General features: G+C 58.4%; 9 protein-coding genes. 3 read left to right on the forward strand and 6 right to left on the reverse strand.

Going from position 1 to position 10,460, the window contains the following annotated elements; all coding sequences use genetic code 11:
- Positions 1-153 precede the first annotated feature (153 nt).
- The 5 genes from FHT86_RS22645 to FHT86_RS22665 form a co-directional block, all read right to left on the reverse strand.
- Entirely contained in the window at positions 154-1,158 is a 1,005-nt protein-coding gene (locus FHT86_RS22645; RefSeq protein WP_133709709.1) for a DUF4105 domain-containing protein, read from the reverse strand.
- 228 nt (positions 1,159-1,386) lie between these two features.
- The gene (locus FHT86_RS22650; RefSeq protein ID WP_133709710.1) at positions 1,387-2,430 is read right to left on the reverse strand and encodes a hydroxyacid dehydrogenase; all 1,044 of its coding nucleotides are present in this window, start codon (positions 2,428-2,430) and stop codon (positions 1,387-1,389) included.
- A gap of 47 nt (positions 2,431-2,477) precedes the next feature.
- Positions 2,478-3,230: an SDR family NAD(P)-dependent oxidoreductase gene (locus tag FHT86_RS22655; protein WP_166656908.1), complete on the reverse strand. Its 753-nt coding sequence runs from the start codon at positions 3,228-3,230 to the stop codon at positions 2,478-2,480.
- A gap of 40 nt (positions 3,231-3,270) precedes the next feature.
- The gene (locus FHT86_RS22660; protein ID WP_133709712.1) at positions 3,271-3,990 is read right to left on the reverse strand and encodes an SDR family oxidoreductase; all 720 of its coding nucleotides are present in this window, start codon (positions 3,988-3,990) and stop codon (positions 3,271-3,273) included.
- Between the two features lie 22 nt (positions 3,991-4,012).
- Positions 4,013-5,071 (reverse strand): LacI family DNA-binding transcriptional regulator, encoded by a 1,059-nt coding sequence (locus FHT86_RS22665; protein WP_133709713.1) that lies wholly within the window; start codon positions 5,069-5,071, stop codon positions 4,013-4,015.
- Positions 5,072-5,372: 301 nt separating this feature from the next.
- Between FHT86_RS22665 and FHT86_RS22670 the strand changes: the two genes are divergently transcribed.
- Positions 5,373-6,182 carry a sugar phosphate isomerase/epimerase family protein gene (locus FHT86_RS22670; protein ID WP_166656909.1) on the forward strand — a complete coding sequence of 270 codons (810 nt, stop codon included), beginning with the start codon at positions 5,373-5,375 and terminating at the stop codon, positions 6,180-6,182.
- Positions 6,183-6,245: 63 nt separating this feature from the next.
- Here FHT86_RS22670 and FHT86_RS22675 read toward each other — a convergent pair whose 3' ends face one another.
- A complete protein-coding gene (locus tag FHT86_RS22675; protein ID WP_133709715.1) occupies positions 6,246-7,241 on the reverse strand; it encodes a LacI family DNA-binding transcriptional regulator in 996 nt (331 codons plus the stop codon).
- Between the two features lie 204 nt (positions 7,242-7,445).
- On the opposite strand from FHT86_RS22675, the gene FHT86_RS22680 reads away from it, so the two are divergent.
- Both FHT86_RS22680 and FHT86_RS22685 read left to right on the forward strand, forming a co-directional pair.
- Positions 7,446-9,377 (forward strand): ABC transporter substrate-binding protein, encoded by a 1,932-nt coding sequence (locus FHT86_RS22680; protein WP_133709716.1) that lies wholly within the window; start codon positions 7,446-7,448, stop codon positions 9,375-9,377.
- A gap of 93 nt (positions 9,378-9,470) precedes the next feature.
- Complete coding sequence (locus FHT86_RS22685; RefSeq protein WP_133709717.1) at positions 9,471-10,457, forward strand: ABC transporter permease; 987 nt, start codon at positions 9,471-9,473, stop codon at positions 10,455-10,457.
- Positions 10,458-10,460 lie beyond the last annotated feature (3 nt).

The raw sequence follows: 10,460 nt of genomic DNA on the forward strand, positions 1-10,460 counted from the left end.
GTTTTTCTCGACCAGGCCACTACCTTTTTGAGGGCGAGTAATGTCACCGACCGTAAGCTAGGCGACATAGCTGTCGCCCAGGCTCGTTCAGCCGCCCCGCAACCATTTTTAGAATCTGCGCCGGCGGCCGACGATAGGCAACGAACACTTTTTTCAAGATTTCGGATCGGGGACGTCGACACGGATGGCCGTCGAAAAGCCCTCGGAAAGGCCGATTGCCTCGGCCCGTTTGTCGATATGGGACAGCATCCTCAGTTTCGACATCGGCAGGCGCGTATCGAGGGCGCCCCGGTCATACGCGTAATCGGGCAGATAGCCATTGACGATCAATCGCCAATCGAAGGGCACGACGTCACCGACCGCACGCATCATCTTCGCCACGGTTGTCGTGCAGTTCGTCGTGATCGAGTTGTAGAATTCCGGTTTCGTGGCGAGCGCGTTGGCATCGGCGACATACTGCAGAAGCAGCGCCCGCGCCTGCTCGGGCGAGGCTCTCAGACGGTAGAGCTGGACATCCTCACCGCGTACGTTGGACCGCACGCCGACAACATCGCGTTCGTCGGCCGCGATGATGACCAATGGGTTACTTTTGAACAGATCGGCGATCGGCGAGAACTCCCCACCTTGACGCCGTCGGACCTCCACGGACCAGGCGAGTTGCTCGCCTCCGGCAAAGCCGAAGCTCAAGATCATGTGGGCCATCTCCGGCCCGGCCCAATAGGACATGAAGAGGTCAATCCTTTCGATCCGGGAGAGATCGTATGTCCTTGTCGTCCACCGCTCGCTGAAGTCTTGGTTGCTCCTCCAGTCGAAATCGCGCAGATCCGTAAGCGTCAGGATGTCGCCATTGCGGACTCCCGTGACTTGCCTCGCCACATCCGGTGCCCATTGCGCGTTGGCAGGCGGTTCGATCGTGCTCCACCATCCCAGCACAAGGAGCAACACAATTGCGAATGCAAGCGCAGCCTTTATGCGCCAGCCGGTAAATAGCGCAACGACCGTGATAACGCCGAACAACGCAAATAACACTGCGACGATTGCTCGGAGAAAAATCGGGGCTGGCAGACGGTACCAGATGGCAAGGGATGCCCAACTCGCCGAAAGTAGGATGAATAATGCGGCTAGGATTCCAAAGACGATCCAAACGACACGGCGCAAGTTCAGTCCTTCCCTAGTCGGTGGCAACGCACACGCTTTGGCGATCCAGCTGGTTGAGATATATGGCGGAACTACTCGTATTCCGTAATATCCCAATCAGTCAGGGATGACGACTCCTCGCTCTCTAAGATGTTTTTATTCCCCGCCTTCGACAGATGCTTTTATCGTGTCTGCCACCATCCGAACACTTGCGACCCGCAGGAGGCGGTGGGCGAAAAGCGATATCGCTTACGCCATCGTCGCGAGAATGGATTTTGTGACTTCGTAGCGAAGCGGCTTCCCGGCGAGGAACAAGCAGACTTCGTCGACTGCAGCACTTCCCTGCCGCAGGCGTGTTTCGACTGTATGTCCGGCAGCGTGCGGCGATATGATTGCATTGGTCAATGTGCGGAAGATGCTATCGGCCGGAAGCGGTTCGTTTTCGTAGACATCAAGGATCGCTGTGAAACGATTCTGTTGGAGGGCTTCGATCAGAGCCGTTTCATCAACGATCGTGCCGCGGGCTGTATTGATAAACAGCGCCCCGTCACGGAGCAGAGCAAGCTGCGCTTCGCCGATCATGCGGTGCGTTTCCGGAAGAGACGGCACATGCAGCGAGACGATGTCGCTGCTGCGGAACAGATCGTTGAGGTCGCATAGCTCCACACCAAGTTCGGCGGCCTGCCCGACAGACAGATAAGGGTCGCTAACAAGGACCCGGGCTCCGAAAGCGCGGAACAAACCGATCATCAGCCTTCCAACATAACCGGCTCCGACCACACCGACCGTTTGAGCCCCGAGAAGCCGGCCGAGATATCTCTCCCGAAGATCGAACCAGGATTCTCCGGCCTTCATGCCGTCATTGAGCTTGCTCGGATTGCGCAGGAAAGAAAGCGTCTGGCTGATAACAAACTCGACGACGGAGGAACCGATCTGGCTTGCTGCATGTGTTACCTGCAGCCTGCCCTCCTCGATTGCGGCCAAAGGTGCGAGCTTGCGAACGCTTCCAGCCGCATGCGCAAGCAGCTTCAGCGAGGGAAGCCGGGCAAGCAGCAGTTCATCGAGCGACGGGGTGCCCCATCCAGTAATCGCCGCCGTCGCGCCTTCCAAGAGACGCGGCAGATTTTCAGTCGACAGTTCGCCTTCGGCGGCTGCGCGGATATTCGCTACAGCAGCCAGTTTTTCCTCTGCCGCAGGGGGGACGACCTGTTTGCGCATCGCCGGCGTGAGCAATATGGCCACCGTCGGACGGCTGGTCGACAAGGAGGCGGAAGGCTTGCTTTCGGTAGACATGAAGAGGCATCCCTATTGGCTGAATTACGGGCAAGGCAAAGCGAACGTCAGAAGCCGGTGCCACCATTGATCTGCAGGATCTCGCCAGTGATAAACGCCGCTGCGTCCGAAGCCAGATAAAGTACGGCTTGCGCAACGTCGTCTGGAGCTCCCTCACGCCTGAGCGGCGTCCGTTCGACTGCGGCGGCGCGGCCGTCGGGCGTGTTGAACGTGTCGTGGAAGCGCGTTCCAATCAGGCCCGGCGCGACGCCGTTGACGCGAATGCCGAGTGGGCCGACCTCCTTTGCAAGCGCCCGCGTGAAGGTGGCAACGGCTGCCTTACTCGCGGCATAATGCGAAGCGCCCATACCACCGCCGTCAAAGCCCGCGAGCGACGACATGGTGACGATGGCGCCGGCTTCGCGCTTTTCCATCGAACGCAACGCCGCCTGGACTGTGAGAAACGTGCTGAAGACATTGATGGACATGGCCTCCTGCCAGAGATCCAAAGTCGCATCGACACAGCGGCTGCGCTTGATGAGGCCACCGGCATTGGCGAAGACGACGTCGACAGGCCCGAAGGTGCCTTCGACCTCCAGAAATAACTGCGCAACAGCATCGGGTTGGCTCACATCCGCTTTGAACCCAAGCGCAATCGTGCCCGCCTCTTCTGCCTCTCGTTCGATCCGTACGGCCTCTTCGGCGCTGGTGAGATAGGTGAACGCGACCTTGGCGCCCGCTTTGATAAAGGCGCGCGTTGTCGCTCCGCCGATGCCGGAGGCTCCGCCAGTGATCAGCACGACTTTTCCTGAAAAATTCATGGTTCTTCCTGTCTGAAGGGATTTGCGCGTGAAAGGGCGCTCAACGGCGACTGGGCTGAAGATGGATCTCCGATACATACGCACGCGCGGGAAGCTGCATGACAAACATACAGGCAGCAGCGATATCCTCGGGCTGAAGCGCCGCCGCACGGGCTTCGGGGGTGACGGGCACGGGCCTTCGGTCGAGCAGGGGCGTGTTGGTCATGCCGGGTAGAATGGATGTGGCGCGGATGCCATTCGCCCACTCTTCCTCCATGATGGCATGGGTCAGAGCCATGACGCCGGCCTTCGACGCCTGATAGGCGGCGCCCGAAAGGTCGGGCTTGCGCGCTGCGGTCGATGAAACGTGAATAATGAGGCCTTTTCGATTGGCACGCATCGACGGCAGGACGAGCTGAGACAGATTGAAGGCCGCCGTCAGATTGGCATCGAGCATTGCGGCCCAAGACTGCGGCGTCAATCGATCAAACGAGCGCTCGACGATGTTTGTACCGATGGCGTTGACCAACACTCCGACCTTTTCGAGGTGCGTTGCATGCGGCTTGAGCGCGGCTGCAAGCGCCGCCGCGTCCGATGCATCGGCAACGATGGAAAGTTTTGCGCGACCAGCCGCGGCTGCGGTCTTCGCAAGACCATCGGCGCTCCGCCCGAGCAGGATCAAGTCAGCGCCTGCCTTGGCAGCTGCGATTGCAATGGCGCGTCCCATGCCGCCGCCTGCGCCGGCAATGAATATCGTTTCTCCTGCGATGTCCTCACCCATGTGCTCTCATCTCCTCCACTCCTCACGCCCGATCAGCTCTGTGCACCGATGCTGTCGATCCGCGCACGATGAGCTGCGGCGCAACGTCGATATGCGCCTGCTCGCCTTCGACAGCTTCGCCTTCCATACGCCTGATCAGAGCGCGCACGATGGCGTCGGCCATTGCGGGCACTGGTTGACGTATGGTGGTCAAGGCGGGCTGTGCGATTTCCGACAGGACAATGTCGTCGAACCCAACGATCGATAAATCCTCCGGCACCCGGAAGCCGAGATCGCGGGCTCCGGCATAGGCCCCAAGCGCATACATGTCATTGACGGCAATGATCGCCGTCGGCGGATAATCGCGGCTCAAGAGCTCACGTATGCCGATCCTTCCGAGTTCCGCCCCTTCATTGTCGCCAAATCCGATGACATCGCCGCCCTGCCAGATCATATCATCGGGCAGCTCCAGCTTGGCGCGTCCCATGGCCGCCCGGATCCCGTTCAAGCGACCGAGGCGACTATTTGTCTTAAATGGCCCCGAGACGACGGCAATACGTTTATGACCAAGACCGATCAGATGCTGTGCGGCAATCATACCGGCAAGCTCCTGATCCAGACTGACGCTGCAGGCGACGACATTCTCCGCGCCATGATTTCGACGATCGAAGGCGGCGATGTGGAGACCATTGTCAGCGAGATCGCGAAGGTGCTCGAAAGATAAAGGCGACGAGCCCAGGATGATGCCGGTGATGCCGGAGGCCAGTAAGGTTTCCGCGTAACGCGTCTCCACGACAGGATCGCGTTCGGCATTGCAGATCAGCACCTTGTAACCATGCTGCAAGGCGACGCGCTCGACATGATGCGCAACAGAGCCCCAGAACGGATTGGCCACGGAAGGAACGATCAGACCGATCGTGGACGTCTGTCCCGATTTCAGCTGGCGGGCCGCGATATTGGGTGAATAGTTCAGTTGCGTGATCGCATCGAGGACGCGACGCTTGGTCTCGGGCCGCATCTTCTCGTCCCGACCGTTGATGACGTTCGACACGGTGCTGGCGGATACTCCGGCAATGCGCGCGACCTCATGGATTCCAGCCATTCAATTCACCGCCTGCAATCCCCAGTCACGGGAATATCTCATAAGAAACATATTCATCACACTGGTGCAACGTTTTACTAATTCATAAAGCCTATAAGCCAATCATGTCAAATGGCCACAAATATTTTGTTACATATGTTGGAAAATATTTTCGTTGACACACATTCGAGCAGTAGTGTTACGTTACACAAACTGTTCCACGAAGCGTGAAAGTCGGCGCGATCCCATGTCGAACGCAATCGCCGACCGCACCAGAGACAGGCAATCGTTCGCTCCATCCTCACGCAGGAAAGGCTTGCAAATGTCCGATATTTTTTCCGTCTTCACCAAGCCTTGGAAAGAGCCCCTGCCCTCGCTGGCCGACAAGCTGGCAGGTCTGGGATTGGGCGGCGTAGAGCTTCCGGTCCGGCCTGGGTATCAGGTCACCCCCGAAAATGTCCGGCGCGATCTTAGCGCCGCCGCCAGGACGCTCGGCGAACGCGGACTGAAGATCGCCAGCATCGCAGGCACCGTTGACGAGCCGATGATTGCCGCTTGCGGCGACGCCGGCGTGCCGATCATCCGCATCTGCATGACGATCGACCCCACCGTCAGCTACGCAAAGCAGATAGACAACTACCGGCGCGAGTTCGATGCGATGGTGCCGCTGCTCGATCGCTTCGGCGTAACTGCCGGCATCCAAAATCACAGCGGCAACTATATCGGCAGCGCTATCGGTGTTCTCCACCTGATCGAAAAATATGATCCAAAGCATGTCTGCGCCGTTCTCGACATGGCCCATTGCGGTCTCGATGGGGAAGCGACGGCTATTGCCGTGGATATCCTGAAGGATCGGATGCACGGGCTAGTGAACTTCAAGAGCGCATTCCGCAATCGCACCAATGGACCGGAAGACATCGCAAGCTATAAGGTGCATTGGACGACCCATCAGCATTCGGTCTATTCGTGGAAGGAACTGGTCGCGTGCCTCAAGAAAATCAGCTTTTCGGGAACCTATTGCCTGCCCGCCGAATATAGCGATCCGGACGGTCATGGCCCACGTATGGGCGATGATGTGACCCCCTACCTGCGGCAAGATCTCAACTATCTCAAAGAACTGCTCGCAAACTAGGGCGCCTCGGCGTCCGATTTGTTTCATCAGACATGATCTTGGGGCGGTTTTGCACCTTTGGGATCATGCCTTGGATGTCGAGCCACGCAATATCAGCTCCGGACGAATGACGATGCTGTGCTGGATGAATTTCCCATCGATGCGATCCAGCAGCATGCGCATGCTAAGCTGACCGATGCTGTATTTATCGACATGCAGTGTCGACAATTGCGGCCGAACCAACTCGGCGAGCGAGATGCCGTCGAAACCGATGATGCTGAGGTCCTGCGGAACGCCGATGTTCAATGCTTCGCACGTCTGCAGCGCTCCGACCGCATTGAGGTCGTTGTAACAGATGAGACCGTCGATATGGGGGTGGTCCGCGAGGATCTGGCGGCTCGCAACCGCACCACCGCCGACATCAGGTTTGCAGTGAACAATCGCAACGGCTTCCGTTCCCAACCCGCCGAAGGCCATGCGGATACCTTCAAGCCGTTCGGCCGCCCCTTGCGAGGCGATTGGTCCTGCCAATACGCCGATGCGCCGCCGCCCAAGGCTCCAAAGGTGTCGTGCCGCATCCGCAGCGCCCGAGCGATAATCGATCATGATGCTTCCAGCAATGCTCGGAGCCACGCTGCGGTTTACCAACACCGCTGCCTTGTAGCCCTGCAGCGCCTTGATCAGGGACTGCTCGGGCAAACGCGCACTGCACCAGACGATACCGTCGACACGCTGGCTTTCGAGAATCTGCATGAGGTCGATTTCGCGCTCAGCACTTTCTACAACGTTGCACAACAGCAGATTATAGCCGTTTTGCATCGCCACGCTCTCAATTCCCCGGATGATCTCAGGGAAAAACGGATTGGCGATGTCAGGCACAAGCACCCCGACGATGCGTGACTTGTCCGACTTGAGGCCGCGAGCCAAGGCATTGGGACGATAGCGCATCTCGTCGGCGATCTGCCGAATGCGCTCGCTGGTTTCCGGGCTGGCGCCCCCTTGCCCATTGAGGACGCGCGACACCGTCATCGGGGAAACTCCCGCTGCTCGCGCTACGTCGGATAGCCGGGTCTTGCTCATGATCCTCGCCGAAAAGACTGATTTTCTCAGTTAACGTTATCTCATAGATTATGCAATCCCTCAGGCGCCATCGCATTCAAACTCATTATATTTTCGGGCTTTTCCCACAAAATAGCAGTTTTCCATTCTGTGGATTGACAAAAAAGATCGCCTCTCATACGTTATCGTTAACGTATCAAGGGAGTGATACGCAGGGAGGAAATGATGATTGACGACACAGGGCTTCGCCCTCGGGTGCGGAGCTTCGCCTTAGCCCTCGCATCAAGCCTGCTGATATCGACGAGCGCTTTTGCGCAGACCTATTCCGAGGCACCGGCCCTCGATGCCCAGGTCACGGCTGGCACCTTGCCACCGGTACAGGCTCGCCTGCCGAAGAACCCACTTGTGGTGCAGCCGACCGAATCCGTCGGCCAATATGGCGGCACATGGCGAATGGCGATGATCGGCAGCTCCGACAGCATGCTCGACCGCACAATCGGCTATACCCGCCTGGTGCGCTGGGACCCGGCCTGGACGAAGATCGTGCCCGATCTTGCCGAGAGCGTGACGGAGAACAACAACGCGACGGAGTTCGTCTTCAAGCTACGTGAAGGCACCAAATGGTCTGACGGCACACCGTTTACCGCCGACAACATCCTGTTCTGGTACAACGATATCCTGATGAACAAGGATATCACGCCGGCAGTGCCGAGCTGGCTGGTCAGCGGTGGTCAACCGGTGAAGGTCGTAAAGCGTGGCGACTACGAAGTGGCCTTTATTTTTGCCGCGCCCAACGGCCTGTTTCTGCCGACCATGGCGACAATCGCCGGATCGGACATCATTGCCGGCTCCGCCGAACAATATCTCAAGCAGTTTCACAAGAAATATAATCCGGATGGTGTTGCGGCCCTTGCGAAGGCGCAGGGTGCGGCGGACTGGGTGCAGTTGATCACCAACAAGATCATCCAGCCCAACCGCTGGCGCGACGCCAAGCGCCCGGTGCTGGATCCCTGGAAACTGGATACGCCCTACTCCGGGACGTCGCAGGTCGTGGCCGCGCGCAACCCCTATTATTACAAGGTCGATCCGGCCGGCCATCAATTGCCCTATATCGATAAGGTCGCGCTTGATGTCGTCCAAGACCCTCAGGCAGTGGTGCTCAAGGCGATCAACGGCCAGATCGACATGCAGACGCAATATCTGGATTCCGTCGACGTACGTCCCGTCATCGTCCAGAACCAGCAGCAGGGCGATTACAAGCTCTTCATCTCCCAGCCTGCCTGGTCCAACGCAATGCTGATCAACCTCAACCAGACGGATAAGAACCCGACACTCAGAAAGGCCTTCAGCAACAAGGATTTCCGCATTGGCCTCAGCTACGCCATAAACCGCGACGAACTCAACCAGCTGATCTATGCGGGTGTGGCCCAGCCCTACCAAGGTTCTCCGCGTCCGAATACGGTCCTCTATGACGACGGAATGGCGCACCAATACACCGAATACAGCGTCGATAGGGCCAACCAGCATCTGGACGCAGCCGGCCTCACCAAGAAGGACGCACAGGGTTTCCGCCTCGACAGCGAAGGCAACCGCATTTCCTTTCCGATTGACGTATTGACGACGATGCCGCTGCAGATCGACGCCCTGGAACGGATCAAGGTCTACTGGGCCGCAGTCGGCATCGACATGCAGGTGCGCCCGGTCGAACAATCGCTCGCCTTTGCCCGGCTGCAATCCAACGACGAGGATGCGCTCGTCTGGATTGGCGGCGGCGGATACGATTTGCTCGGGCTTCTCGATCCCAAATGGTACGTGCCCTTCAGCAAGGAATCGAGCTACGCGACCGCATGGGGTCTGTACTATCAGAATCCGTCCGATCCGCATGCCGAAGAGCCGCCGGCCATCATCAAGAAGCAGCAGGATCTCTATCGCCAGGTTCAAACAGCCAGTTCGCTCAAGGAGCAAATGGAGCTGATGAAACAGGTTCTGGCGATCACAAAGGATCAGTTCTACATCATCGGCACCAACATGGACCCGGACAAGGTCGGTGTCGTGAAGAACAACATGCACAACGTGCCGGCCTCCATGCCGAACACATTCTTCTATGTGACACCCGGGCCGACGAACCCGGAACAATATTACTTCTCCCAGAACTGACCCAAACTCCAATGCAAGTCGGCACCTCAAACGGCCGGCTTGCATTCTTTGAGCCATTCTGACCAGCGGCTGCACCAAGGCGGAGCGCGAACAATGCTGTCTTTCATCATCCGACGAATCCTGTTGATGATCCCGACCATGATCGTCATCTCGCTGGTGGCGTTCATCGTCATCCAGCTTCCGCCGGGTGACTTCCTGACGGCTCTGACGGCAGAAAAAGCCGCGCAAAACGAAGTGCTTGATACATCGCTGGTAATAGCACTGCGCGCGCAGTACGGGCTCGATCAGCCCTGGTATGTGCAATATTGGTACTGGATCAGCGGCATCGTATTCCGCGGCGATTTCGGCCAGTCCTTCGAGTGGAACCTGCCGGTCTCAAGCCTTATCTGGGACCGGCTCGGCCTGACTCTCATCGTCTCGATGACCACTCTTGTGTTCGTCTGGCTGATCTCTTTTCCGATCGGCGTATACTCCGCCGTGCGGCAGCATTCGGCCGGAGATCTTGTCGCGACCTTCTTCGGCTTCCTGGGCCTGGCAATTCCGAACTTCCTGCTTGCACTGGTGCTGATGTACGTTGCCTCGCGTTATTTCGGGGCCGGCGTCGGCGGGTTGTTCTCTCCGGCCTATTCCAACGCACCATGGAGCTGGGCTCGCGTTCTGGACCTCAGCAAGCACCTGTGGCTGCCCGTCATAGTCCTCGGCTCATCCGGCATGGCGGCGCTGATCCGCATCATGCGCGCCAATCTCCTTGACGAACTGAACAAGCCCTATGTCGAGATGGTGCGAGCCCGCGGCGTACACGAAACGAAACTTCTGCTCAAATACCCCGTCCGTGTCGCGCTCAACCCCTTCGTCTCGACGATCGGCTGGGTGTTGCCGGCGCTGATCTCCGGCGAGACGATAACATCCATCGTTCTCAGCCTGCCGACCGCCGGGCCGTTGCTGCTCAAAGCGCTCTTTGCTCAGGACATGTACCTGGCAGGCGGTCTTATCCTGCTGCTGTCGGGGCTCACCCTGGTCGGCACGCTTTTGTCGGACATCCTTCTCGCCATCCTCGATCCGCGCATTCGATACCGCTAGGAG

It is taken from the genome of Rhizobium sp. BK313 (genome assembly GCF_014193655.1).
Lineage (GTDB): Bacteria > Pseudomonadota > Alphaproteobacteria > Rhizobiales > Rhizobiaceae > Rhizobium.